The sequence below is a fragment of the Pseudomonas frederiksbergensis genome, assembly GCF_035751725.1.
Classification (GTDB): Bacteria; Pseudomonadota; Gammaproteobacteria; order Pseudomonadales; family Pseudomonadaceae; genus Aquipseudomonas; species Aquipseudomonas frederiksbergensis_A.
In genome coordinates this window covers 3,130,151-3,156,694 of the sequence record NZ_CP142104.1, presented here as the reverse complement: position 1 = coordinate 3,156,694, position 26,544 = coordinate 3,130,151, and the positions used below count along the sequence as shown (strand labels likewise).

The 26,544-nt window shown below is 61.2% G+C and carries 19 protein-coding genes; 11 read left to right on the top strand and 8 right to left on the bottom strand.

Translation table 11 applies throughout. The features are described 5' to 3' along the window. The first annotated feature begins 130 nt into the window (after nt 1-130). A complete protein-coding gene (locus VQ575_RS14090) occupies nt 131-4,999 on the top strand; it encodes an NAD-glutamate dehydrogenase (protein ID WP_325917717.1) in 4,869 nt (1,622 codons plus the stop codon). A gap of 129 nt (nt 5,000-5,128) precedes the next feature. Here VQ575_RS14090 and VQ575_RS14085 read toward each other — a convergent pair whose 3' ends face one another. After that, entirely contained in the window at nt 5,129-5,581 is a 453-nt protein-coding gene (locus tag VQ575_RS14085) for a phage infection protein (RefSeq protein ID WP_325917716.1), read from the bottom strand. A gap of 499 nt (nt 5,582-6,080) precedes the next feature. Between VQ575_RS14085 and VQ575_RS14080 the strand changes: the two genes are divergently transcribed. The 4 genes from VQ575_RS14080 to VQ575_RS14065 all read left to right on the top strand — a co-directional run bounded on the left by VQ575_RS14080 (nt 6,081) and on the right by VQ575_RS14065 (nt 10,885). After that, nucleotides 6,081-6,626 (top strand): TRAP transporter small permease, encoded by a 546-nt coding sequence (locus VQ575_RS14080; protein ID WP_039590097.1) that lies wholly within the window; start codon nt 6,081-6,083, stop codon nt 6,624-6,626. Continuing rightward, the gene (locus VQ575_RS14075; RefSeq protein WP_039590010.1) at nt 6,623-7,903 is read left to right on the top strand and encodes a TRAP transporter large permease subunit; all 1,281 of its coding nucleotides are present in this window, start codon (nt 6,623-6,625) and stop codon (nt 7,901-7,903) included. Before VQ575_RS14080 ends, VQ575_RS14075 begins: the two co-directional genes overlap by 4 nt. A gap of 52 nt (nt 7,904-7,955) precedes the next feature. Further along, nucleotides 7,956-8,972, top strand: coding sequence for a TRAP transporter substrate-binding protein (locus VQ575_RS14070; protein WP_325917715.1), 1,017 nt, complete (start codon nt 7,956-7,958; stop codon nt 8,970-8,972). A gap of 242 nt (nt 8,973-9,214) precedes the next feature. Beyond that, nucleotides 9,215-10,885: a BCCT family transporter gene (locus tag VQ575_RS14065; RefSeq protein WP_325917714.1), complete on the top strand. Its 1,671-nt coding sequence runs from the start codon at nt 9,215-9,217 to the stop codon at nt 10,883-10,885. Between the two features lie 38 nt (nt 10,886-10,923). Here the strand turns inward: VQ575_RS14065 and VQ575_RS14060 are convergent, their stop codons facing one another. The 4 genes from VQ575_RS14060 to VQ575_RS14045 form a co-directional block, all read right to left on the bottom strand. After that, nucleotides 10,924-11,643: a 3'-5' exonuclease gene (locus VQ575_RS14060; protein WP_039590015.1), complete on the bottom strand. Its 720-nt coding sequence runs from the start codon at nt 11,641-11,643 to the stop codon at nt 10,924-10,926. Further along, complete coding sequence (locus VQ575_RS14055; protein WP_325917712.1) at nt 11,640-13,517, bottom strand: DUF294 nucleotidyltransferase-like domain-containing protein; 1,878 nt, start codon at nt 13,515-13,517, stop codon at nt 11,640-11,642. Before VQ575_RS14055 ends, VQ575_RS14060 begins: the two co-directional genes overlap by 4 nt. Before the next feature lie 95 nt (nt 13,518-13,612). After that, nucleotides 13,613-14,404 carry a transporter substrate-binding domain-containing protein gene (locus tag VQ575_RS14050; RefSeq protein WP_325917710.1) on the bottom strand — a complete coding sequence of 264 codons (792 nt, stop codon included), beginning with the start codon at nt 14,402-14,404 and terminating at the stop codon, nt 13,613-13,615. Nucleotides 14,405-14,495: 91 nt separating this feature from the next. Next, nucleotides 14,496-15,143 carry a TetR family transcriptional regulator gene (locus VQ575_RS14045; protein WP_039590022.1) on the bottom strand — a complete coding sequence of 216 codons (648 nt, stop codon included), beginning with the start codon at nt 15,141-15,143 and terminating at the stop codon, nt 14,496-14,498. Between the two features lie 143 nt (nt 15,144-15,286). Between VQ575_RS14045 and VQ575_RS14040 the strand changes: the two genes are divergently transcribed. Together VQ575_RS14040 and VQ575_RS14035 are read left to right on the top strand one after the other, a co-directional pair. Then, nucleotides 15,287-16,516 carry an arabinose transporter gene (locus VQ575_RS14040; RefSeq protein WP_325917708.1) on the top strand — a complete coding sequence of 410 codons (1,230 nt, stop codon included), beginning with the start codon at nt 15,287-15,289 and terminating at the stop codon, nt 16,514-16,516. Between the two features lie 59 nt (nt 16,517-16,575). Continuing rightward, nucleotides 16,576-17,442 (top strand): SDR family oxidoreductase, encoded by an 867-nt coding sequence (locus VQ575_RS14035; protein ID WP_325917707.1) that lies wholly within the window; start codon nt 16,576-16,578, stop codon nt 17,440-17,442. Between the two features lie 49 nt (nt 17,443-17,491). On the opposite strand, the gene VQ575_RS14030 is transcribed toward VQ575_RS14035, so the two are convergent. Both VQ575_RS14030 and VQ575_RS14025 read right to left on the bottom strand, forming a co-directional pair. Next, nucleotides 17,492-18,124 (bottom strand): response regulator, encoded by a 633-nt coding sequence (locus tag VQ575_RS14030; protein WP_039590026.1) that lies wholly within the window; start codon nt 18,122-18,124, stop codon nt 17,492-17,494. A gap of 31 nt (nt 18,125-18,155) precedes the next feature. Further along, nucleotides 18,156-19,517 carry a cache domain-containing protein gene (locus VQ575_RS14025; RefSeq protein ID WP_325917706.1) on the bottom strand — a complete coding sequence of 454 codons (1,362 nt, stop codon included), beginning with the start codon at nt 19,515-19,517 and terminating at the stop codon, nt 18,156-18,158. Between the two features lie 320 nt (nt 19,518-19,837). Here VQ575_RS14025 and VQ575_RS14020 point away from each other — a divergent pair, with 320 nt between their 5' ends. Both VQ575_RS14020 and VQ575_RS14015 read left to right on the top strand, forming a co-directional pair. Beyond that, nucleotides 19,838-21,898, top strand: a complete 2,061-nt coding sequence (locus tag VQ575_RS14020; RefSeq protein ID WP_325917703.1) for a carbon starvation CstA family protein — start codon at nt 19,838-19,840, stop codon at nt 21,896-21,898. A 15-nt stretch (nt 21,899-21,913) separates the two neighbouring features. Then, nucleotides 21,914-22,111 (top strand): YbdD/YjiX family protein, encoded by a 198-nt coding sequence (locus tag VQ575_RS14015; RefSeq protein WP_003201656.1) that lies wholly within the window; start codon nt 21,914-21,916, stop codon nt 22,109-22,111. A 235-nt stretch (nt 22,112-22,346) separates the two neighbouring features. On the opposite strand, the gene VQ575_RS14010 is transcribed toward VQ575_RS14015, so the two are convergent. Beyond that, a complete protein-coding gene (locus VQ575_RS14010; protein ID WP_039588787.1) occupies nt 22,347-24,143 on the bottom strand; it encodes a methyl-accepting chemotaxis protein in 1,797 nt (598 codons plus the stop codon). A 243-nt stretch (nt 24,144-24,386) separates the two neighbouring features. On the opposite strand from VQ575_RS14010, the gene VQ575_RS14005 reads away from it, so the two are divergent. Continuing rightward, a complete protein-coding gene (locus VQ575_RS14005; RefSeq protein WP_039588786.1) occupies nt 24,387-24,653 on the top strand; it encodes a DUF4212 domain-containing protein in 267 nt (88 codons plus the stop codon). Between the two features lie 11 nt (nt 24,654-24,664). After that, on the top strand, nt 24,665-26,434 hold the full coding sequence (locus tag VQ575_RS14000) for a sodium:solute symporter family protein (RefSeq protein WP_039588785.1): 1,770 nt from the start codon (nt 24,665-24,667) through the stop codon (nt 26,432-26,434). Nucleotides 26,435-26,544: the final 110 nt, after the last annotated feature.

The following is a 26,544-nucleotide window of genomic DNA, read 5'->3' as shown; positions in this document are numbered from 1 at the left end:
TCGCGTCCAGCTTCACCCACCTGTCATCCTGTTTCCTCTGCCCGAGAATCAGGAACGGGATGGCCGACGGCCCCGAAAGGGGCTGCACGCGACGCTTTCATCAATAACAAGCCCAAGCGGAGTACCACAGATGGCGTTCTTCACCGCAGCCAGCAAAGCCGACTTCCAGCATCAACTGCAAGCGGCACTGGCGCAGCACATCAGTGAACAGGCACTGCCACAAGTGGCGCTGTTCGCTGAACAATTCTTCGGCATCATTTCCCTCGATGAACTCACCCAGCGCCGGTTGTCCGACCTCGCCGGCTGCACGCTGTCCGCCTGGCGCCTGCTTGAGCGCTTTGACCACGCGCAACCGCAGGTGCGCGTCTACAACCCCGATTACGAACGCCACGGCTGGCAGTCGACCCACACCGCCGTCGAAGTGCTGCACCATGACTTGCCGTTCCTGGTGGATTCGGTCCGCACCGAGCTGAACCGTCGCGGCTACAGCATCCATACCCTGCAAACCACCGTCCTGAGCGTGCGTCGCGGCAGCAAGGGCGAGTTGCTGGAGATCCTGCCGAAGGGCACCCAGGGCGACGACGTGCTGCAAGAGTCGCTGATGTATCTGGAGATCGACCGCTGCGCCAACGCCGCCGAACTCAACGTCCTGAGCAAGGAACTTGAGCAGGTGTTGGGCGAAGTGCGCGTCGCCGTGGCCGATTTCGAGCCAATGAAGGCCAAGGTCCAGGAAATCCTCGCGAGCCTGGACAACAGTGCCTACGCCACCGACGCCGATGAAAAAGCCGAAATCAAGAGCTTCCTGGAATGGCTGGTGGGTAACCACTTTACGTTCCTGGGCTACGAAGAGTTCGTGGTCCGTGATGAAGCCGATGGCGGTCACATCGAGTACGACTCCGAGTCCTTCCTCGGCCTGACCAAATTGCTGCGCGCCGGCCTGACCGCCGAAGACCTGCGCATCGAAGACTACGCCGTCAATTACCTGCGCGAACCGACTGTGTTGTCGTTCGCCAAGGCCGCGCACCCGAGCCGTGTCCACCGCCCGGCCTATCCGGATTATGTCTCGATCCGTCAAATCGACGCCGACGGCAAGGTCATCAAGGAATGCCGTTTCATGGGCCTGTACACCTCTTCGGTGTATGGCGAGAGCGTGCGGGTCATCCCGTACATCCGTCGCAAGGTCGCGGAAATCGAACGTCGCTCCGGTTTCCAGGCCAAGGCGCACCTGGGCAAGGAACTGGCCCAGGTGGTTGAAGTGCTGCCTCGCGACGACTTGTTCCAGACCCCGGTGGACGAGCTGTTCAGCACCGTCATGTCCATCGTGCAGATCCAGGAACGCAACAAGATCCGCGTATTCCTGCGCAAAGACCCATACGGCCGTTTCTGCTACTGCCTGGCCTACGTGCCGCGCGATATCTATTCCACCGAAGTGCGCCAGAAGATCCAGCAGGTGCTGATGGAGCGCCTGAAAGCGTCGGATTGCGAGTTCTGGACCTTCTTCTCCGAATCCGTACTGGCCCGTGTGCAGTTGATCCTGCGGGTGGACCCGAAGAACCGCATCGACATCGACCCGTTGCTACTGGAAAAAGAAGTCGTACAGGCCTGCCGCAGCTGGAAGGACGACTATGCCAGCCTGGTCATCGAGAGCTTCGGCGAAGCCCAGGGCACCAACGTGCTGTCGGACTTCCCGAAAGGCTTCCCGGCCGGCTACCGCGAGCGCTTTGCCGCGCACTCGGCCGTGGTCGACATGCAGCACCTGTTGAGCCTGAACGAAAAGAACCCGCTGGTGATGAGCTTCTACCAGCCGCTGGGCCAGGTGTCCGGCCAGCGCGAGCTGCACTGCAAGCTGTATCACGCCGACACGCCGCTGGCGCTGTCCGACGTGCTGCCTATCCTGGAGAACCTCGGCCTGCGGGTGCTGGGTGAATTCCCGTACCGCCTGCGCCACACCAATGGCCGCGAATTCTGGATTCATGACTTTGCCTTCACCGCCGCCGAAGGCCTGGACCTCGATATCCAGCAACTCAACGACACCTTGCAGGACGCGTTCGTCCACATCGTGCGCGGCGATGCCGAGAACGACGCGTTCAACCGCCTGGTGCTGACCGCCGGCCTGCCGTGGCGCGACGTGGCGTTGCTGCGTGCCTACGCCCGTTACCTGAAGCAGATCCGCCTGGGCTTCGACCTCGGCTATATCGCCAGCACCCTGAACAACCACACCGACATCGCACGCGAGTTGACCCGGTTGTTCAAGACCCGCTTCTACCTGGCGCGCAAGTTGACCGGCGACGACCTGGAAGACAAACAGCTGCGTCTGGAGCAGGCGATCCTGTCGGCCCTGGATGACGTCCAGGTGCTCAACGAAGACCGCATCCTGCGTCGCTACCTTGACCTGATCAAGGCGACCCTGCGGACCAACTTCTACCAGACCGACGCCAACGGCCAGAACAAGTCCTACTTCAGCTTCAAGTTCAACCCGCACCTGATTCCGGAACTGCCGAAGCCGGTGCCGAAATTCGAAATCTTCGTCTACTCGCCACGGGTCGAAGGCGTGCACCTGCGCTTCGGCAACGTTGCCCGTGGCGGCCTGCGCTGGTCCGATCGTGAAGAAGACTACCGCACCGAAGTGCTGGGCCTGGTAAAAGCCCAGCAGGTGAAGAACTCGGTAATCGTGCCGGTGGGCGCCAAGGGCGGTTTCCTGCCACGTCGCCTGCCGTTGGGCGGCAGCCGGGACGAGATCGCGGCCGAGGGCATCGCCTGCTACCGCATCTTCATTTCGGGCCTGTTGGACATCACCGACAACCTGAAGGACGGCGCGCTGGTACCGCCGGCCAACGTCGTGCGTCATGACGACGATGACCCGTACCTGGTGGTCGCGGCGGACAAGGGCACTGCGACCTTCTCCGACATCGCCAACGGTATCGCCATCGACTACGGCTTCTGGCTGGGCGATGCGTTCGCCTCCGGCGGCTCGGCCGGCTACGACCACAAGAAAATGGGCATCACCGCCAAGGGCGCGTGGGTCGGCGTGCAGCGCCACTTCCGCGAGCGCGGCATCAACGTCCAGCAAGACAGCATCACCGTGGTGGGCGTTGGCGACATGGCAGGCGACGTGTTCGGCAACGGCTTGTTGATGTCCGACAAGCTGCAACTGGTCGCGGCCTTCAACCACTTGCACATCTTCGTCGACCCGAACCCGGAGCCGGCCAGCAGCTTCGCCGAGCGCAAGCGCCTGTTCGACCTGCCGCGTTCGGCCTGGACCGACTACGACGCCAGCATCATGTCCGAAGGCGGCGGTATCTTCTCGCGCAGCGCGAAGAGCATCGCGATTTCGCCGCAGATGAAAGAGCGCTTCGACATCAAGGCTGACAAGCTGACCCCGACCGAACTGCTGAACGCCTTGCTCAAGGCACCGGTAGACCTGTTGTGGAACGGCGGTATCGGTACCTACGTTAAGGCGAGCACCGAAAGCCACGCCGATGTCGGCGACAAGGCCAACGATGCGCTGCGCGTGAACGGCAACGAACTGCGCTGCAAAGTCGTGGGCGAGGGCGGTAACCTGGGCATGACCCAACTGGGTCGCGTCGAGTTCGGCCTGCATGGCGGCGCCACCAACACCGACTTCATCGACAACGCCGGTGGCGTGGACTGCTCCGACCATGAAGTGAACATCAAGATCCTGCTCAACGAAGTGGTGCAGGCCGGCGACATGACCGACAAGCAGCGCAACCAGTTGCTGGCGAGCATGACCGACGAAGTCGGTGGCCTGGTGTTGGGCAACAACTATAAGCAGACCCAGGCCTTGTCCCTGGCGGCCCGTCGCGCCTTCGTGCGGATCGCCGAATACAAGCGCCTGATGAACGACCTGGAAGCCCGTGGCAAGCTGGACCGCGCCATCGAGTTCCTGCCGACCGAAGAACAGCTGGCCGAACGTGTCGCGGCGGGCCACGGCCTGACCCGTGCCGAGCTGTCGGTGCTGATCTCCTACAGCAAGATCGACCTCAAGGAATCGCTGCTCAATTCCTTGGTGCCGGACGACGATTACCTGACCCGTGACATGGAGACCGCATTCCCACCGACCCTGGTGAGCAAGTTCTCCGAAGCCATGCGTCGCCATCGCCTGAAACGCGAGATCGTCAGCACCCAGATCGCCAACGACCTGGTCAACCACATGGGCATTACCTTCGTCCAACGGTTGAAAGAGTCGACAGGCATGAGCCCGGCGAACGTGGCCGGTGCCTATGTGATCGTTCGGGACATCTTCCATCTCCCGCATTGGTTCCGTCAGATCGAAGCCTTGGACCACCAGGTCTCGGCCGACGTGCAACTGGAGCTGATGGACGAGCTGATGCGCCTGGGCCGTCGCGCCACGCGCTGGTTCCTGCGCAGCCGCCGCAACGAGCAGAACGCTGCCCGTGACGTCGCTCACTTCGGTCCGCACCTGGCGGCGTTGGGTCTCAAGCTCGACGAATTGCTGGAAGGCCCGACCCGTGAAGGCTGGCAGACCCGCTACCAGGCCTACGTGGCCGCTGGCGTGCCGGAGTTGCTGGCACGCATGGTTGCCGGCACCTCGCATCTGTACACCTTGTTGCCAATCATCGAGGCTGCCGACGTTACCGGCCAGAACGCCGCCGATGTGGCCAAGGCTTACTTCGCCGTGGGCAGCGCCCTGGACATCACCTGGTACCTGCAACAGATCAGCGCACTGCCAGTGGAAAACAACTGGCAGGCCCTGGCCCGTGAAGCCTTCCGCGATGACATCGACTGGCAGCAACGGGCGATCACTATCTCGGTCCTGCAGGACGGCGACGCGACCCAGGACGTCGAAACCCGCCTGGCGCTGTGGCTTGAGCAGCATCACGAAATGGTCGAGCGCTGGCGCGCCATGCTGGTGGACATCCGTGCCGCCAGTGGCACTGACTACGCCATGTACGCGGTTGCCAACCGCGAGCTGCTGGACCTGGCACTGAGTGGTCAGGCGGTCGTCACGGCCAACTGATCCACCGTTGAAAGAAAAACCCCGCATTGAGAGATGCGGGTTTTTTTTATGGGCGATGTTTTCAGATCGGGCATCGAAGAGTGTGTTCTTGTGGCGAGAGGATAAATCCCCTCGCCACAAGCACCGCTATCACACAGTGCTGCGTTCGCGCAGCTCCTGTAACCGATCAGCTCCGCCTTCAGCCACGCGATTCTGGATCAGGCGATCGGAGCCGCCTTCAGCCACGCGATTCTGGATCAAGCGATCGGAGCCGCCTTCAGCCACACGATTCTGGATCAGGCGATCGGAGCCGCCTTCAGCCACGCGATTCTGGATCAGGCGATCGGAGCCGCCTTCAGCCACACGATTCTGGATCAGGCGATCGGAGCCGCCTTCAGCCACGCGATTCTGGATCAAGCGATCGGAGCCGCCTTCAGCCACGCGATTCTGGATCAGGCGATCGGAGCCACCTTCAGCCAGTTGATGTGCAGCCTGGTCATAAGACGACGATGCGCTGTCGGCCGCGGCGATGTTCGACAGCGTGGCGCCGCCAACCAAGGTGAGGGCGATTGCCAGGGACGAGAGTTTCGAGAAATTGAACATGGTGTTTCTCCTGCGCTTGATTGAGTGGGCCAGTGCAGCGGTGTGCTGCTGTCCGGTGTGTGCAGTTAAACGCGCAGGTGTATCGAGGGTGTGTGCCGCAAAGGCGCAAGATCAGCGGATTCGTATCAATGGGCTACTCATATACACAGCGATACAAAACGCCTTCAAATAACTTCCCATCGGGTCGGCAGGCCGCAGGTGTCACTGGGTTGTGGCCGATAATCGCACGCAAGTTCGATCGGTTCGGGGCATCCCGGCGCGTAAGGTTATTGACCGAATTAACTGGGTAGTACATTTTAGCGGTCACCCAGCCTTGCCATGCCCAGGCGAGGCCATAATAAAAACAGAGGATCCCCTCATGCGTGCCCGTCAACAGAACTCGTCCTCATTACCTACCTTCAGATCCGGGGCCCTCCGGGATATTCCAGCGACCCGATAGCGCCCGCCCTGTCGCGCCGGCAGCAGGCCTGCGCCTGGATCAATCTGTGAGGTGTTCAAGATGACAAAAGTCGTCGATCTGTATTTCAAGCTGCTCAAGCTGCTGATCGTGCTGTGCATGGTCGCGATGATCGTGCTGGTGTTCGGCAATGTGGTGCTGCGCTATGCCTTCAACTCGGGCATCAGCGTGTCGGAGGAGCTGTCGCGCTGGTTCTTCGTCTGGATGATCTTTCTCGGTGCACTGGTGGCACTCAAGGACCGCGCGCACCTGGGCATGAACAGCCTGGTCAAGCGCTTGCCGCCAGCAGGCAAGCGTGCCTGCCTGGTCATCGGGCATTTGCTGATGCTCTACATTTGCGGATTGATTGTCAGCGGCAGTTGGCAGCAGGCGGTGATCAACCTGAATGTGGTCGCGCCGGCGTCCGGCCTGTCGATGGCGTTGTTCTACGCCGCGGGGCTGGTGTTCGGAGTCAGCGCAACGGCCATCCTGCTGTACGAATTGTACCTGGCGTTGTTCGGCAAGCTGCGCGATGACGATCCTTTGTTGGTCGAGCAAAGCGACGCCGCCAGCTTCAACCCTGACACCCTCAAGAGTACGCGCCCATGACGCTGGCTATTTTCCTCGGCTCGCTGATGGGCAGCATGGCGCTGGGCATCCCGATTGCCTTTGCCTTGCTGGTGGTCAGCGTGGCGTTGATGGTCTACCTGGACCTGTTCGACGCACAGATCATCGCGCAAAACCTGCTTAATGGCGCCGACAGCTTTCCGCTGATGGCCGTGCCGTTCTTCATGCTGGCCGGCGAGGTCATGAACGTCGGTGGCCTGTCCAAGCGCATCGTCAACATTGCCATGGCGCTGGTGGGACACAAGCGCGGCGGCCTGGGTTACGTCGCGATCATCGCCTCGTGCCTGCTGGCGTCGTTGTCCGGTTCGGCCGTGGCCGATGCGGCGGCTTTGGCGGCGTTGCTCGTGCCGATGATGGTACTGGCCGGACACAACCGCGGGCGCTCGGCCGGGCTGATCGCCGCCGGCAGCACCATTGCACCAGTGATTCCGCCCAGCATCGGCTTCATCGTCTTCGGCGTGGCCTCCGGTGTGTCGATTTCCAAGCTGTTCCTGGCCGGTATCGTGCCTGGGGTGATGCTGGGTGTCGGGCTGGCCATCGCCTGGTGGCTGATCTCCCGGCGCGAGAACGTGGCGACGGCGCCCAAGCGTTCCCGTGCCGAAGTCATGCGCACACTGCTCGACGGCAGCTGGGCGATGGGCCTGCCCTTGATCATCATCCTGGGCCTGAAGTTTGGCATCTTCACCCCGACGGAAGCGGCGGTGGTCGCGGCGGTCTATTCGCTGTTCGTGTCCCTGGTGATCTACCGGGAAATGAAGATCAGTCAGTTGTACGAAGTGATCCTGTCCTCGGCCAGGACCACCTCGGTGGTGATGCTGCTGGTGGCGGCGGCCATGGTTTCATCGTGGCTGGTGACGATCGCCGACCTGCCGGGCCAACTGGCGGACCTGCTGGCGCCGTTCATGGATAACCAGACCCTCCTGTTGCTGGTGATGATGGCGTTGATCATCCTGGTGGGCACGGTCATGGACATGACCCCGACCATTCTCATCCTCACCCCGGTGCTGATGCCGGCCGTCATCCAGGCCGGTATCGATCCCGTGTACTTCGGCGTGTTGTTCCTGATCAACACGGCCATCGGCCTGATCACGCCCCCGGTGGGCACGGTGCTCAACGTCGTGTGCGGAGTGGCAAAGCTGGACTTCGAGGAAATCGTCCGCGGGGTCTGGCCGTTCATGATTGCGCAGTTTGTGGTGCTGTTGCTGTTGGTCCTGTTTCCGCAACTGGTCATGGGACCGTTGAAATTCTTCACCGGATGACAGCGGTGCTCGCTGGCTCGACCTTTAAAAACAATAACGATCGGAGAGTGACATGGGAAAACTGATGAAAACCTTGCTGGCCGGGGCGTGCGCGACGGGATTGCTGCTGACCGGCGTAGCCAGCCACGCGGATGAGATACGCGAGCGAACCTTGCGATTCGCATTCCAGAACGTCAAGGAACATCCCCAGGGCCAGGGCGCGCAGAAGTTCGCCGACCTGCTCAGCGAAAAGAGCGGCGGCAAGATCAAGGTCCGCCTGTTCCCCGGCGGAACCCTGGGCGGCGACGTGCAAACGGTGTCGGCATTGCAGGGCGGGACCTTGGACATCACCGTGCTCAACTCCGGCATCCTGGCCGCCCAGGCACCGGATTACGCCATGCTCGATTTCCCTTTCCTGTTCAACAACGTCGAGGAAGCGCACGCGGTCATCGATGGCCCGGTCGGGCAGAAACTGGCGGCGCAACTGGACAGCAAGGGGTTGGTAGGGCTGGGCTATTGGGACCTGGGGTTCCGTCACCTGACCAACAGCAAGCACCCGGTGACCAAGCTCGAAGACCTGCAGGGCTTGAAACTGCGCGTCATCCAATCGCCGATCTACCTGGAAACCTTCACTGCCCTGGGCGCCAACCCAGTGCCGATGGCGTTCCCCGAGGTCTACACAGGCCTTGAGCAGCACACCATCGACGGCCAGGAAAATCCTTTCACGGTGATTGAAGGCAACAAGTTCTACGAGGTACAGAAGTATCTTTCCGTCACCGGCCACATCTTCAATCCGCAGTCGTTGATCATCAGCCAGAAAACCTGGAACCGTCTCAACGATGATGAAAAGGTGATGATCCGCGCCGCCGCAGCCGAGGCGCAGGCGTTCCAGCGCGAAGTCACCGCGACAAGCATGGACAAGGCCAAGGCCACGCTGGCCGGTGCGATGACCATCAACGAAATCACCCCGGCCGAGAAAGACCGCTTTCGCGAGCGCGTGCAGCCGGTGATCGACAAGTTTGCCAAATCGTTGGATGGGGAACTGGTGAGGATGATGTACGACGAAATCAGCAAGGTGCGTGCACAGTGAATTGAAGCAACCCTGCGGACGGTCCATATGAAGGGCGCCCGGACACTGTCCCGGCGCCCTTCGTTTTGCCTGGCTATAGGCCAACCTGAGGCCGTTTGTGGAACAGTCATGGCCGGTCGATGTCACAGGCATGCCTCCAGACTTGTTAGGCTATGGCACTTACATCTCGTTTTCACTTTGAACAGCGGGGCTTTTCAGACCATCACGCGCGTGTGCGTGCTGCAAAATCAAAGGAGGTTCACGTGGGTAAAGATCCTGTAGACGATCTATCAGGAAAATCCCAGGCGCCCGGTACGGAGGGGATACCAGCCCCCAGCGGCGAGGCAAATCTCATCGAAACAGACTATGTCATCGGACAGGACAATTTCCGCGGGGAGTTTTCTTTCTCCCTGGATATCCATGGCAAAGTCTTTCTGATCTCCGCCGCCACCGTTCTGTTGTTCGTCATCGTGACGCTGGCTCTCCAAAATGAAGTCGAGCCGCTTTTCAGCGCTATGCGCGGTTGGTTGACCCGAAACCTGGCCTGGTTCTTCATGAGCGCAGGCAATGTTTTCGTGTTGTTGTGCCTGGCGTTGATTGTTTCACCGCTGGGAAAGGTGCGATTGGGCGGCCGCGACGCCACGCCGGATCATACCTATCTGGGTTGGTTCTCCATGTTGTTCGCTGCCGGGATGGGGATCGGGCTCATGTTCTACGGCGTGGCAGAGCCCATGTCGCATTACGCCGCTGCGATGGGGGGCGTGACGCTCGATCCTAGCGGGGTACGCACGGACTGGGCCCCCCTCGATGGCGCAGCGGGCGACATGAAAGGCGCTGCGGACCTGGCGATGGCTGCGACGATTTTTCACTGGGGACTGCATCCCTGGGCTATCTACGCGATCGTAGCGTTATCCTTGGCGCTGTTCTCGTTCAACAAAGGGTTGCCGCTGTCGATTCGCTCGATTTTCTATCCGTTGCTGGGGGAGCGTGTCTGGGGGTGGCCAGGGCACATCATCGACATCCTGGCGGTGTTCGCCACCCTGTTCGGGCTTGCGACCTCGCTGGGTATCGGTGCCGAGCAGGCTGCGGCGGGGATTGAACATCTGTTCGGCATCCCATCCTCCAACGTCAGCAAGGTGGTACTGATCATCGGTATCACGCTGATTGCCCTGTGGTCGGTACTGGCCGGGCTGGAGAAGGGCGTCAAGCTGCTCTCCGAAATCAACATGGGCCTGGCGCTCCTGTTGCTGCTCTTCATCATTGTCGTCGGTCCCACCCTGGCCATTCTTACCGGCTTCTTCGAGAACGTGGTGACGTACGTTGAATACCTGCCTGCATTGTCCAACCCTTTCGGTCGTACCGACGCCGAGTTCACCCAGGGCTGGACGGCGTTCTACTGGGCCTGGTGGATCAGCTGGTCGCCATTTGTAGGCATGTTCATTGCGCGGGTCAGCCGTGGCCGGACTGTCCGCGAGTTCCTGATTTCTGTCCTGTTGGTGCCCTCGCTGGTGTCGGTGCTCTGGATGACCACCTTTGGCGGGACGGCCATCGACCAGGCCACCTTGCAAGGATTGAGCGGGGTCAAGGATGCGGTGCTGGAACTCAAGCTGTTCGCGATGCTGGAAGCGCTGCCCCTCAAGGAAATCTCATCGTTGCTGGGCATCGTGCTGGTGATCGTCTTCTTCATCACTTCGTCGGACTCCGGATCGCTGGTGATCGATACCATCACTGCCGGCGGCAAGGTCGATGCGCCCGTTCCTCAACGGGTTTTCTGGGCAGTCATCGAGGGTGTGATCGCCATCGCGCTGTTGTTGGGCGGTGGGCTGATCGCCTTGCAGGCCATGGCGGTTTCTACCGGGCTGCCCTTTGCCATTGTGCTGCTGCTGGGCTGCATTTCCCTGGTGAAGGGACTGATGTCGGAACCGCGATCCTGATCGCCTGAAGTTGTCTGGGGCGAGGCACGCCCCAGCGTTCAATCCCAGAGCTGCCCGACCGCGACGCACGGGCTGTAATGAGTGGCCACCTGCGCTTGCAGCAGCTCGGCCGTGGCCAGTGCGTCGGTCAATGCATGGTGGGCGTGATAGGTCGGCAGTCGATAACGCTGGCGAGTATCGGCTAACCGGATGGAGGCAGGCGGGCGGCGCAACAGTCTGTCCAACCAACGGCGACGCCCCCTGACTCGCCATGCCTCCAGCTGCATCGTGTCGATGACTGGAAACTGTAGGCCCTCTCCAAGGTGGCGCCGAAACGCCTCGTCCAGAAAGTTGCGTTCGATGGCCCGGTAGTGCACCACCATGATTCTTCCCGCCATTGCTTGCAGCAGATTGTCCATGATGTCCGGCAGGCGCGGGGCATGACGTATGTCAGCGTGGGTAATGCGGTGAAATGCCACCGACTCATGGGTCAGCGTGGATGGCTTGATGACCCAGTACAGGGCTTCGCCGCACCGTATTCGCTTCAGGGTGAAAGGCATCAGGCCGATGCTGACGATGCTGTCGCTGCGGGCGTTCAAACCGGTGGTTTCCAGGTCCATTGCCAGCAACTCGACCTGTTCCAGCGCGGTCTGGCCGTTGATCACCCCGGCCTCGTAGAAACGCTGCAGAAGGGGATGCTGTGCTTGTCGCGCCAGTTGCTCGAAGCGCGTCGTCCAGTCCGGCATCGTCCGTTCAACGGGCACTCGTGGGGCGTTCATCGGGCGGGCCGGGCGTGACCGGGATAGCGGAAACGCAGGAATTTCTGGGCATTGCTCAACACCTGGAACGCTTCCTTGAGGTTGTGCCGCTCAGTGGTGGAGAAACGCTCGGGCTCGATGTAATTATTCGGTTTGCGCCCCTGTTCGATGGCATCGGCCTGGTGCCGAATGCGCACCATCGACAGGAACTCCAATGCGTAGCGCAGATGCTCGATGGCCTCGGGCTGTACCCACCGCGTATGGCCGATGGCATCCAGCCGATCAAAGGAGTTTTGCGCCGTAGTGCCACACGCCAGCGCGTGGATGCGGATCAGGTCGGTGAGGGGCGCCGTGCCCCGGCCCTTGAGGTTGATAATCTGTTTTTGTTCCCCGTCCGTTTCCATGACAAATGTGCGAAAGAAACCCAGCGGCGGCGTGCGATTCAATGCGTTGCGCGCCATCGCTGCCAGGAAAGCCGGAGTATCCCTGGACTTCTGCGCACACAGCGCCTTGAGTGATTCGACCATGTCCAGCGCGCCATAGACCCCGTCCAGGTCAAAAAAGATGCAGCTGTTGAGCAGGGTGGCGGCGTTAGGTTTCTCGATCCACTGGCTGAAATAGCCACGCCACACCCGCAATGGCTGACGCCACTGGACGTTGGTCGCCATGATCCCGCCCTTGCAGTAGCTGTAGCCGCATTGAGCGAGCCCGTCGCTGACGAACGCGGCCAGCTTGCGAAAGTAATCGTCATGCAGGGCTGGGTCGAACCGGTCATCCAGCACCAGCGCGTTGTCCTGGTCCGTCACGAGCAATTGTTCGTCACGGGCCATCGAGCCCAGCACCATGAAGCAATACGGAACCGGTGGTGGTCCCAGTTCGCGTTCGGCCAGTTCAAGCAGACGCTGTGTGAAGGCACGGCCGATGCCCGAGATCGCGCTGCCGATCATGTGCGCGGTGGCGCCGTCGCGGACCATGCGAATGTAGGTACCGCGCAAATCGCGCAGCAGTGAGCGAAGACCCTCGACGCTGGTCTGGTTGGAGATGCTGTTTACCAGGTACAGGCTGCTCTGGGACTCGTGCCGGATGATATCCGACAGATTGATCAAACCGAGCGTACGGCCCTTGTCCACTACTGGAAGGTGGTGGATGTTGCTCCTGAGCATGCACAGCATCGCCTCGAACAACGAGTCATCGGCCTGGATGGCTACCGGATCGATCGACATGACTTCGCCAATCGTGGTGTCGCCACTGCGGTTGGTGGCCACAACGCGAGTGCGCAGGTCCCGGTCGGTCACGATGCCGAGCATCTGCTCGGGGGTCTTCCCGGCCGGCTCAAGGACCACGACACAGGAGACGCTTCGTTCGGTCATCAACTGGGCGGCCTCACGGACACTGGTTTGCGGCGTTACCCAGACCAGGTCACGGGAAATCAATGCGCGGGATTTGAGTTGGATCAGCTCGCTTGCACGCCCTTGGGCCTCGACAGCTGACTTGAGCCTGGAATGTCCTTCGGCCTCGACAAAATCGGCAAAACTGTCGTGCCGCTCGCATAACCTTGCGAATACATCCGCCGGAATGAAATAGATCAGGCTGTCTTCCAGGGCCTTGGCCGGGAAGCGCACCCGGTTGCTGCGCAGCAGGCCCGCCTGACCGAAGATATCGCCCTCGACCAGCCGGTTATACAGTTCGCCGTTTCGCCGATAAATCTCGACGGCGCCGCTGCGTACATAGTGCAGATCATGGATGTCCGCCCCCGCTTCGAGGATCGGACTTCCGGCCTTGAAATAAGCGACCTCGACGCGCCGGGCAATATCCTCCAAGGTCTCCTGGGGAAGGGCATCGAATGGCGGAAAACGATGAAGATGCTCACTGATTTCCAGTAATTCGATCTGCATGGGGCCTCGTGACAGTTCTGTTGGAAGGCCCAACATGCCAGACCATGGCGCCGCACACAAACCCCGGAATGCGAGCGTGTACGGCCGCCGGTTCGTTATTGGGCTTCAGGCACCGCCAGCCATTGCCCAATCACCTTCTGGTAGCTGCCATTGGCCTTGCTCAGGTGCAGCCACTGGTCGACGAACATTTTCCAGGTATTGTCGTCACGGGGCAGCAGGTAGGCTTTCTCGCCGTATTGCAGGTAGCGGGTCGGATTGACGGCGCACAGGCCCGGCTTGAGTTTTTGCTGGTAGAGCGCTTCCGAGGCGTCGGTGATCATCACGTCGGCGCGGTTGTCCAGCAGCTCCTGGAAAATCGTCACGTTATCGTGGAAGGCCAACTGGCCCTTTGGCAGGAAAGCCCGCACGAAAGCTTCGTTGGTGCCGCCGGCCGGCTCGACGAGGCGCACCGAAGGCTGGTTGATCTGCTCGATGGTCTGGTAGCGCGACTGGTCTTCGCAGCGCACCAGCGGGATTTTGCCGTCGACGTCCAGGGTGCTGCTGAAATAGGCCTTCTTCTGCCGTTCCAGGGTGACGGAAATTCCGCCCATCCCGATGTCGCACTTACCGGCGAGCATGTCTGGCATCAACGTTTTCCAAGTCGTCTGGACCCATTGCACCTTGACGCCCAGGCTGGTGGCGAGTGAGCGCGCCATGTCGATGTCGATGCCTTCGTATTCCCCCGATTCGGCCTTGTAGGTGTAGGGCTTGTAGTCGCCGGTGGTGCACACCCGCAGTTCACCTTGCTGGATCACTTTGTCCAGGTGCGAAGGCGCTGGCTCGGCCAATGCACTGCCGCAGAGCACCAGCAGGCCACAGAACGTCATCGTGCTTGTTATGGTTTTCATAAGGATGGGACGTCTCGCAAGGGAAGGGGACAAGACGGGGGAGTGTAGTAAAACTGCCAACGGGCTGTCACTTGGACGTCGAGACGATCAGTCAGCCCGAAGTGCGATCGACCGCCCGCAGGTTTTCCAGGTAGGCGCAGAACATATCGGCCATCGCATCGGCATACGTCTGGACTTCTTGCCAAGTGCGAGGCGTTGCCGAAAACCGTTTACCCACGGAACTGAGGGTGGCGATGACCAGCTCACCGGCCAGGGCGCGGGTGTGCACGTCGGCATCCGGCAGCACTTGCTGCATGAACGCGTCCACTGATGCCTGCACCGACATGCGTGCCGCCTGATGCTCGGGAGCGTCCCGATAGAGCGGCGCGGCATCGTTGAGCGCGATGCGAATCTGCGCTTCGTCGCACTCGGACTGGATGAACGCCTGCACAAGGGTTCGTAACCGGGCGAGGGGCGGCTTGGCGGAATCCTCCAGAATGTCTCGCAACATATCGCTGGTCTGCCGCCACTCATCACTTTGCAGCCGGAACAGGATCGCAGCCTTGTTTGGAAAGTATTGATACACCGACCCGACGCTCACACCCGCACGCTCGGCAACGCGGGCAACGGTAAAGCGTTGGGCGCCGTGGCTCGCCAAAACCTGAACAGCCGCTTCCAGGACCGCTGCCACGAGCTCGGTGGAGCGGGCCTGTTTTGGCTGTTTGCGCGAGGAAATCTGCGGGCTCGGGCGCTCGGACATAAAGCCGTAGACCTCGGAAAAGGAATGCGAATAGGAAATACGACGGATTGTTCGTATCTTGAATGCGACGAATTGATCACATTCTAGTCGTCTCCACAAACAGCGTTCAACTTCACTTCGCGTCCCTTTCCATGGGTAGGGTTATGACTCAAGAAAATATTCATCTGGGCGCCTCTGTGGCGCCCCGGGCAACTGTCGAGGCCAATCCGGCGTTCAAGTTGTTGCCGCTCACGTTGACCGTGTTCATCGGGTTCCTCACCGTCGGCCTGCAACTGCCGGTCTTGCCGCTTCACCTGCATGACACGCTGGGGATGGGCACGCTGGTGATTGGCCTGGTGGTCGGCGCCCAGTTCGCCGCGGCACTGCTATCGCGGGCCTGGGCCGGCAATTTCGCTGACATGCGCGGGGGCAAGCGAGCGGTCATGGTCGGGCTGGTGACGGCGGCGGTCTCCGCGTTGCTGTATCTGCTGTCCCTGGCGTTACTGTCCACGCCGGTGTTGTCGGTCTGGCTATTGTTGGTGGGCCGCGTGTTGCTGGCGGTTGGCGAAAGCCTTGTCGTCACCGGCGCGTTGGGATGGGGCATCGGCCGGGTTGGGCCGCAGCATGCCGGCAAGGTCATGGCGTGGAATGGCATTGCCATGTACGGCGCATTCGCGTTGGGCGCTCCGCTTGGCGTGGCGCTCAATTCGGGCTGGGGATTCATGGGCGCCGTTGTGGCATCGGTGTTCATCCCGCTGTTGGCCTTGGCGGTGGTCGCCGGCGTCCGCGCAGTCGCTCCTACGGCGAACCAGCGTACGCCGTTCTACAAGATGCTCGGTGCCGTATGGGTTCCAGGCATGGGCCTGGCATTTTGCAGCGTCGGCTTTGGTGTCGTCACAGCGTTCATTGCCTTGTTATTTGCGGCGAGGGATTGGGGCAACGCTTCGTTGGCATTCACGGCGTTCGGCCTGGCCTTCATCGGCGCGCGGCTATTGTTCGGGCACCTTCCGGACAAGATCGGTGGCGCACGTGTCGCGTTGGTCTGCGTGGTGATCGAGGCCGTTGGGCTGCTGTTCATCTGGAGCGCCGATACGGCAATCCTCGCCTATCTCGGAGCGGCGTTAACTGGCTTCGGGTATTCCCTGGCATTCCCCGGCTTTGGCGTCGAAGCAGTGCGCCGTGCGCCGCCACAGGCTCGCGGCCTCGCCATGGGCGCCTATGTTGCGTTCCTGGATATTTCCCTGGGCATCACCAGCCCGCTGGCCGGTGTGTTGGCCAGTGGTTGGGGTATCGAGGCGGTTTACCTGGCCGGCGCCATCGCCGTTGCGTTGTCGTTCGGGGTGGCCTTGATGCTGCTCAGGGGCCGGGAAATACAAGTTCAATACAAATCCTGAGCCGTGTTCAGGTTATAGAAGACTTTCGATCTCGCTTTTTTCAGACAGGAGCGTTGTTCATGCACGTATTCGTTACGGGTGCCACTGGGTGGGTTGGGTCGGCCGTGGTTGGGGAGTTGCTCGGCGCCGGGCATCAGGTCACCGGCCTGGCCCGTTGCCAGGAAAAGGGCAGCGCGCTGGCGAGCATCGGCGCGAAAGTGGTTCGAGGAACGTTGGATGACTTGGATGTTTTGCATCAAGCGGCCTCGGCGGCGGATGCGGTGATCCACACCGCGTTCAATCATGATTTTTCAAGATTTGCCGAAAATGCCGAACAAGACCGCCGCGCGATTCTGGCATTGGGCGGCGCGTTGCAAGGCTCCGAGCGGCCTCTATTGGTGACCTCGGGCTTGTTCGGATTGTCGCCGGGCGCCAGTGAGCTGGAAGTGGTCAGCCCGGCGTCGCCCCGCAAGTCCGAAGCCACGGCGAGGGATCTGGCCGAGCGTGGCGTGCGGGTGGCAACTGTCCGGCTGGCGCCCTCGGTCCATGGTGCCGGCGACTATGGATTCGTACCGATCCTGATTCGTCTGGCCCGGGACAAGGGCATATCGGCGTACCCCGGTGACGGTAGCCATTGCTGGTCGGGCGTGCATCGGCTGGATGCGGCACGGGTCTATCGACTGGCGCTGGAACAGGGCGTGACTCAGTCCGTCTACCACGCCGTGGCGGACGAGGCGGTGCCGTTCAAGGACATCGCCCAGGCGATCGGGCATGGCCTGGGAATGCCGGTTGAATCAAGGGATCGCGAGCATTTCGGTTGGTTCGCTCATATGGCGAGCGCGAACATGGCGGTGTCCAGCGAGTACACCCGCGGTTTGTTGGGTTGGGTGCCGAGCGGGCCGGGGTTGTTGGCGGATCTTGAACATCCTGATTACTACGCTGGATGATCAACCGTGGGGAGGGGATAAATCCCCTCGCCACAAGGGTAAGTTGGGCCTAGCGCGGAATGATCCCGTGGTCGATCGCGTATTTCACCAGGGCCGCAGGTTTGTCGATGTTGAGCTTGCGGCGGATGCTGAGGCGGTGGGTTTCGACGGTGCGTACGCTGATATCCAGCTCGCGGGCCATTTCCTTGTTGTTGAGTCCCTGGACCATTTTTGCCAGGACTTGGCTCTCGCGTGGTGTCAGCTCGCTGTCGGTGTTTGGGTCGGTGGCCAGGCGCTGGGCTATCTCGGCGCTGTAGAAGGTGCCGCCGCCGATGATGGCTTCGATGGCGGCGATGATTTCCTTGGACGGCGAGTTCTTCAGGACATAGCCGCTGGCGCCGGCGCGCACGGATTCGCTGACGTACTCATGATTGTCGTACATGCTGAGGATCAGGATCTTCAGGCGGGGGTGTTGCTTGCCCAGCAGCCGGGTCAGTTCAAGGCCATTCATGTCCTTGAGGCCGATGTCCATCAGCAGCAAGTCCGGTTGGCAGTGCCCGACCATCTCAATCGCTTGGACACCGTTCTCCGCCTCGCCGACCACGTCCAGCCGGGGCATGACGGACAGCAGGGCGCGGATGCCGTCGCGGACCAAGGCGTGATCATCGACCAACGCGACGCGTATGGTGGTGGGGCGGTTCATCGGCAGGTGCTCTTATTGAAATGGGCGCGGATCAGCTTTCCCTGGCTGGCATGGTCATGGGCAGCAGGATATCCAGTTCGCTTCGTCCTGGCACCGATGTCATGTCCAGTCGCCCGCCGAAATGCTCGACCCGTTCGCGGATATTACGCAGGCCAATGCCGGTATGGCCACGTTCGACCTGCGGGACGTTGAAGCCCATCCCGTCATCTACCACAGTCAGGCGCAAGGACTGGCCGGAGCCGAACAGGGTGATGGCGACACGTTTCGCCCCGGCGTGACGCTCAATGTTGGTCAGCGCCTCCTGGGCGATGCGGAACAGCGAGACCGGTGCGCCGTTTTCCAGGCGACAGTCGAACTCGTTGCTTCGATAGGACACTTCCAGGCCACTGCGTTGCTCGAACTCGGCCGCAAGCTGGCCGATGGCGGCCGGCAGGCCCAGGGTGTCGAGCAGAGAGGAGCGCAGGTCGTGGGAGATGCTGCGGATTTCACCGATGGCTTCGCCCAGCCGGTCCGTGGCGTTCTTCAGGATGCCCAGGCCGTTTTCCTGGCCGTTCTCGATGACGTGGCTAGCCAGTTCGAACTGGAACTTGATCGACACCAACAGTTGGCTGATGCCGTCATGCAGCTCGCGCGATACTCGGGAGCGCTCTTCTTCCTGCAGGCTGACAATGCGCTGGTTGAGGCGCTGCAGCTTCTTGTCGGCCAGGCGATGCTCGCTGACATTGAGGGTGATGCCGCCGGCAAACACCAGCAGCACCGCGATCAGTGCGATGGCGGCGATCGCCTGCATCGTGGTGTGGATGCCTTGGGCCACTTCGTCGCGGGCCTGTTGGGTGGCGCGCTCGACGTCTTCCAGGTAGATCCCGGTGCCGAGCATCCAGCCCCAGCGATCGAGCATCACGACATAGGCCAGCTTGTCGGTTACCTGGCCGGAGGACGGCTTGTTCCAGGCATAACGTTGGAAGCCTTCACCCGATTCGGCGCTCTTGAGCAATGCCTGGATGACCGGCAAGCCTTGGGGATCCTTCATGTCCCAGAGGTATTGCCCTACCAGTTCCGACTGGCGGGCGTGCATCAGGCTGCGACCCTGGCGGTCGTACACAAAGAAGTACCCATTGATGCCGAAACTCAGCTTGCGCAGCTCTTCGAGCACTTGTTGTTGCGCCCGCGCGTCACCCTTGCCGTCGTCGTACAGCGGGGCGATCAGGCTCTGCGCCATCTCGACATAGTTTTTCAACTCGGCGCGCTTGCTCGCCAGGATGCTGTCTTCGATCAGTTGCGCCTGTTGATCGCCCAACTGGCGGTTGAGTGAGATCACCAAGGCGCCGATGACGGCAATCGCCAGGACCAGCGGCAGGATCCCGAGGGCGACGATCTTGTGTTTGAGCAGCATCTTTACTCCAGTCCTGGCTCGGCGGGGAGGTGGATGGCGGGCATCATATGCCAAACCCGTGGGCGCTCAACAATCCTACCGGATATGAGGCTCGAAACTGTGGAGGCCTGCTCGCAAAGGCGGTGCGTCAGGCAAATCATCATTGACGGATACTCCGTATTCACGAGCAAGCTCGCTCACACAGGGGGACGGGCGCATCTACGTAGTACTACGGATTTATTTATTGACGGCATGCAGGGATATTGGGCCGGCTCCGAATAGCCGGGGCACACTATAAAAACAATCGCCGCAATCCATTGGATATCGGCAGGAGACACGCAATGACAACCCGTCTGGTTAAACACCTCGCCTGGTTTGCCGTGGCTGTTCTGGGAGCATGTGCGCTAAGCGTCGTGGCCTTGCGCCGCGGAGAGCCGATCAACGCCCTCTGGATCGTCGTCGCAGCCGTGGCCATCTACCTGGTCGCCTACCGCTACTACAGCCTTTTCATCGCCAACAACGTGATGCAACTCGATGCGCGCCGGGCCACGCCTGCCGTGCTCAACAACGATGGCCTGGACTACGTCCCGACCAACAAACACATCCTTTTCGGCCACCACTTCGCGGCCATTGCCGGCGCGGGGCCGCTGGTCGGGCCGGTGCTGGCGGCGCAGATGGGCTACCTGCCCGGCACGCTCTGGCTGATCGCCGGCGTGGTGCTGGCCGGTGCGATGCAGGACTTCATGGTCCTGTTCCTCTCAACGCGCCGCAACGGTCGCTCCTTGGGCGACATGGTGCGCGAGGAAATGGGCCGCATCCCTGGCACCATCGCGCTGTTCGGTTGCTTCCTGATCATGATCATCATCCTCGCGGTGCTGGCGCTGATCGTGGTCAAGGCCCTGGCCGAGAGCCCGTGGGGCATCTTCACGGTGATGGCGACCATCCCGATCGCGATGTTCATGGGCATCTACATGCGCTACATCCGCCCGGGCCGCATCGGTGAGATCTCGATCATCGGCGTGCTGTTGCTGCTGGGTTCGATCTGGCTGGGCGGGCAGATCGCCGCCGATCCGGTCTGGGCCAAGGCCTTCACCTTCACCGGGATCCAGATCACCTGGATGTTGATCGGCTACGGTTTTGTCGCGGCGGTGCTGCCGGTGTGGCTGATCCTGGCGCCACGGGACTACCTGTCGACGTTCCTCAAGATCGGCACCATCGTCGCCCTGGCGATCGGCATCCTGGTCACCATGCCCGAACTGAAAATGCCGGCGCTGACCCAGTTCACCGACGGCACCGGGCCGGTATGGAAGGGCGGTTTGTTCCCGTTCCTGTTCATCACCATCGCCTGCGGCGCGGTCTCGGGTTTCCACGCACTGATCTCCTCGGGCACCACGCCCAAGCTGCTGGATAACGAAACCAACGCCCGCTACATCGGTTACGGCGGCATGCTGATGGAGTCCTTCGTGGCGATCATGGCCATGGTCGCCGCCTCGGTGATCGAGCCGGGCGTGTACTTCGCCATGAACAGCCCGGCGGCGATCGTCGGCACCGACGTGGTGGCCGTGGCCCAAACCGTCAGCAGCTGGGGCTTTGCAATCACCCCCGACGCGCTGCAAGCGGTGGCCAAGGACATCGGCGAGACCACCATCCTGGCCCGTGCCGGCGGTGCGCCGACCCTGGCGGTCGGTATCGCGCAGATCCTGCACTCGGTGCTGCCGGGTGAAAACACCATGGCGTTCTGGTACCACTTCGCGATCCTGTTCGAAGCGCTGTTCATCCTCACCGCGGTGGACGCCGGCACCCGTGCCGGGCGGTTCATGCTGCAGGACCTGCTCGGCTCGTTCGTGCCGGCCCTCAAGCGCACCGAATCCTGGACCGCCAACCTGATCGCCACCGCCGGCTGCGTCGCGCTGTGGGGCTACTTGCTGTACCAGGGCGTGATCGATCCGCTGGGCGGCATCAACACCTTGTGGCCGCTGTTCGGCATCTCCAACCAGATGCTGGCCGGTATCGCCCTGATGCTCGCCACCGTGGTGCTGATCAAGATGAAGCGCCAGCGCTACGTCTGGGTCACGCTGCTGCCGGCGAGCTGGCTGCTGATCTGCACCACCACCGCGGGCCTGATCAAGCTGTTCGACGCCAACCCGGCGATCGGCTTCCTGGCCCTGGCGCGCAAATACAACGATGCCCTGGCCGCCGGCCAGATCCTGGCCCCGGCCAAGAGCATCGAGCAGATGCAGCACGTGGTGTTCAACGCCTACACCAACGCAACGCTGACGGTGTTGTTCCTGTTCGTGGTCTTCAGCATCCTGTTCTACGCGCTCAAGGTCGGCATCGCCGCCTGGGGCACGAAAGAGCGCACGGACAAAGAAGCGCCATTCCAGGCCCTGCCGGACGCTTGATAGAGGATTGCAACGATGTTCAATGACTTGAGTCGCCTCGGTAAATACCTCGGTCAGGCCGCGCGCCTGATGGTCGGCATGCCCGACTACGACAATTATGTCGAGCACATGCAAACCAAGCACCCGGACAAGCCGCTGATGGACTACGAGGCGTTCTTCCGAGAGCGCCAGGAGGCCCGCTACGGCGGCAAGGGTGGGCCCAAGTGTTGTTGAATTGAGGTGATGACTGTGGGAGCGAATTCGCTCCCACAGTTGTTTTTGGAGTGGTTTCAGGATTTGCATGCGCCACAAATTGCTTGTGGCGAGCGAGCTTGCTTCCGCTGGCGTGCGAAGCAGGCCCAGCGGTACTTCAGGCCGACCGCATCAACCGGTCCTGCGACTGCTGCGCAGCCGAGCGGGAGCAAGCTCCCTCGCCACGGGCAGTTGCCTGGCTTTACTGCCTTGTGGATCAGTCGGCCAGCAACACCGCCGCATCGAAGCCCACCCGCAAGTTGCCCCAGTGACGGCCGCCGAAGAAGAACGGCACGTCGATCTCGGTCATGATTTCCCCGGTGTCGCGCAGGTAAGTCTGGAGCAGGAAGCGCTGGACGTTGCCAGCGGCGCGCAGGCCGATCGGGTCGTTGAAGATCCGCTTGTTGCGGCACACTGGCAGGTCGACCGCGCGGTCGCCGGTGGGTTGCTTGGAGACCCAGCTGTTGTTGACCGGGCAATAGCCCTTGGTGTCGACAATGAACGAGACCTTGCCGCCCGGCGTGCTGCGGGTCAGCTTGTCGCATTCCTCCTGGCAGACCCGGGCAAAACGTTCGGTATAACTGGTCATGTACTGCTTGGGATCGGTGCCCGGAATCAACTGGTAATTCTGGTCGAACAGGTTGATGCCTTCGTCTTGCAATGCCTGCAGATGAACCTGCAGCGTGTCGCGGCATTCGCTGGCGCGGGTGATGGCGGCGTCCAGCTTGCCGTGGCCAAGCACGAAGCGGCCCAACAGCGTCTGGACTTTCTCGGCCACGCCGGACAGGTCGCGGGTGGCGGTGGCCGATTGTTGCATACGCTGGTCGATCGACTGGCTGTCGGCGTGGATCTGGGTGACGCGTTCGTTGATGCCGGTATTGGCATCGGCGAACTGTTGGATATGGTCGGCGATGTCGGCCAGCTTGCCGTTGGTGGACTCGAAGTCGACGATCATGCTCTCGAAATGACCGGATGCGCGCTCCACCACCTTCTGGGTTTCCCGGGCGCTGTGGCTGATCTGGGTGGTCTGTTCGTGGGTCGAACTGACTTCCTGGAGCATGGCGTCGATGTTGCGCGAGATGTCGTCGGTGGCCCGGCTGACGTTCTGCGCCAGGGTGCGCACTTCATCGGCCACCACCGCAAAGCCACGGCCACTTTCCCCGGCACGCGCCGCTTCGATGGCGGCGTTGAGGGCCAGCAGGTTGGTCTGGGCGGAAATCTGCTGGATCAGCCCGACAATCGACTTGATGCTCGAGGATCGTTGGTTGAGGGCGTCCACCAGCGTGGCGAATTCGCCGAGGCTGCTGGAAATCTCGCTGATGTTGCCGGTCACTTCCAACAGTTCGGCGTAGGAGTCACGGGCCATGCTCAGGTTTTGCGCGGTGGTGCCGGAAATGCCCTGCGTCTGGCGCGACACCTCTTCGATACGGCCAACGGCGGTATTGCTCTGCTCCATCACTTCCTTGGCGAAGCGCGCCTGGTGGGTCGCGCTGTCGCTGGAGTCGCTGATGTTCTTCAGCGAACGGGCCGATTCGACGGCAATGTGCACGGTCAATGCCTGCACATTGCTGATGATCTCGCGCTGCTTGGCCAGGAAGCGGTTGCACGTAGCGGCCAGGGTGCGGATCTCGTCGTGGGTGACCAGCGGCAGGTCCTTGGACAAGTCACCTTCGCCGTTGGCGATCTCTTCCAGGGCCTTGGTCATGACGGTGACGGGGCGCACGATGAGGTGGCGGAAGTACCAGACCATGAAACTGACCATGCCCAGCGTCAGCAGCGCGCCGAAGAGCAGGGCGTGGGTGAGGCTGTCGAGGCGGCCTTCGATCTGTCCCAGCAACGCGCCATCGAGTTGGGCCGCCCGCAGTTGCAGGACGATGTCGGCGCGGGCGCTGAGCGCCACCCAATAAAGCAAGGCACTGACCGCAACCAACAGGAAAAGGCTTGAAAGCTTTTTTGTGAGGGTATCGAAAAATTGCATCTCGATAGACTCATACAAGGCCTTTAACGTCTGCATCACAGCTCCAGGGGAAAAAAAGATTCGATGGCATACATTCGACCGATAACGGCAAAGCTTTAGGCGGTTTGGGCGATTTGATATCACCCTTGAATTCCAGTGCGGGTTGGCCCCGTCTTTTCGGTGCGACAGCGATGTCAATACCCGCTGTTACGAATTAGACGAAAGTCGTACTAGCGCCTTGCCCGGCGACTGCTACGGTTTGAAGTGCAAAACAATAACAACAAACAAGAGGGCGGCTTCATGTCCACTGAAAAGCAACAGGCTGCGCGTGCCTACTGGACGGAAAACCTACGCTGGATGCTGGTGTTACTGGCCATCTGGTTCGTGGTGTCGTTCGGGTTCGGCATCTTGCTGGTCGACTCACTCAACACCATCAGCTTTTTCGGCACGCCCCTGGGGTTCTGGTTTGCCCAGCAAGGGTCCATCTACGTCTTTGTGCTCGAGATTTTCTTCTATGTCTGGAAGATGAATCAGCTCGACCGCAAATATGACGTCCACGAAGACTGAGGGCGGCGAGCATGGATACCCAAACGCTGATCTACTTGTTCGTCGGTGCCTCGTTTGCCCTGTACATTGGTATTGCCATATGGACTCGGGCCGGTTCCACCAGCGAATACTATATTGCCAGTAAGGGCGTACATCCCGTCCTCAACGGCATGGCCACCGGTGCCGACTGGATGTCGGCGGCGTCGTTCATTTCCATGGCGGGAATCATCGCCTTCGCGGGTTACGACGGCTCGGTCTACCTGATGGGCTGGACCGGCGGCTATGTGCTCCTGGCGATGTGCCTGGCGCCGTACCTGCGTAAGTTCGGCAAGTTCACCGTGCCCGAGTTCGTCGGGGCGCGTTATTACTCGCAGACGGCGCGGGTGGTGGCGGTGATCTGCGTGATCTTCATCTCCTTCACTTATGTCGCAGGGCAGATGCGCGGCGTCGGGATCGTCTTTTCCCGTTACCTGGAAGTGGATATCAACACCGGCGTCATGATCGGCATGGCCATCGTGTTCTTCTACTCGGTGCTGGGCGGCATGAAGGGCATCACCTACACCCAGGTGGCGCAGTACTGCGTGATGATCTTTGCCTACATGGTGCCGGCAATCTTCATCTCGATGATGATCACGGGCAATCCGATCCCGCAGTTGGGCTTCATCAGTGAAGCTGCCGGCTCGGGGCAGAGCGTGATCGAACGGCTCAACGGCCTGGGCGCCGAGTTGGGCTTTGCTGCCTATACCGATGGCACCAAATCGACCATGGACGTGTTTTTCATCACCATGGCGCTGATGGTCGGCACGGCGGGCTTGCCCCACGTGATCGTGCGGTTCTTCACCACGCCTACTGTGCGGGATGCGCGCAAGTCAGCCGGCTACGCATTGCTGTTCATCGCGATTCTCTATACCACCGCACCGGCCGTGGCCGCCTTCGCCCGGACCAACCTGCTGACCTCCATCCCCAACGTCAGTTATGCCACCGCGCCGGCCTGGTTCAAGGCCTGGGAAAATTCCGGGCTCATTGCCTGGGCGGACAAGAACAACGACGGCATCATCCAGTACAGCCCGGGCGCAGCGCTGGTCGGCGCGCCGAGCTTTACCGGCGAGCGCGGGACGCATGAGCAGCGGTTGCTCAAGAACCAGCTCTCGCCGGTGCCCAACGAGCTTTATGTCGACAACGACATCATGGTGTTGGCCAACCCCGAGATCGCCGGCCTGCCAGGATGGGTAATCGCCTTGATCGCCGCCGGTGGCTTGGCGGCCGCGCTTTCCACGGCTGCGGGGCTGCTGCTGGTGATCTCTACGTCGATCTCCCATGACCTGCTCAAAAGCAACATCATGCCCAGGATCAACGAGAAGCAGGAGCTGCTCGCGGCACGGATTGCGGCCGGCGTGGCGGTGTTGATTGCCGGCTTGTTCGGCATCTATCCACCCGCGTTCGTCGCCCAAGTGGTGGCGTTCGCCTTCGGGCTGGCGGCGTCGTCCTTCTTCCCGGTCATCGTCATGGGGATCTTCTCCAAGCGTATGAACCGCGAAGGCGCGATTGCCGGGATGATCGTCGGGCTGACCTTCACGTTCACCTACATCGTCTACTTCAAATTCATCAACCCGACGATGAACACGGCTGAACATTGGTGGCTCGGTGTATCCCCCGAAGGTATCGGCACATTGGGGATGGTCTTCAACTTCCTGGCAGCCTTGGTAGTGTCGCGCTTCACCGCGCCGCCCCCCGAGCACATCCAGCACCTGGTCGAGGACATCCGCGTACCGAGGGGGGCCGGCGCCGCCATCGATCACTGATCTTCAGACGGGAAGGGCAATCCTCAAGGGCGCCGGATTCATCATCCGGCGCCCTTGATCGCATTCAGAGTCAAGGGTGGAAATGTTAGAAAGATTTACTGGGAATCATT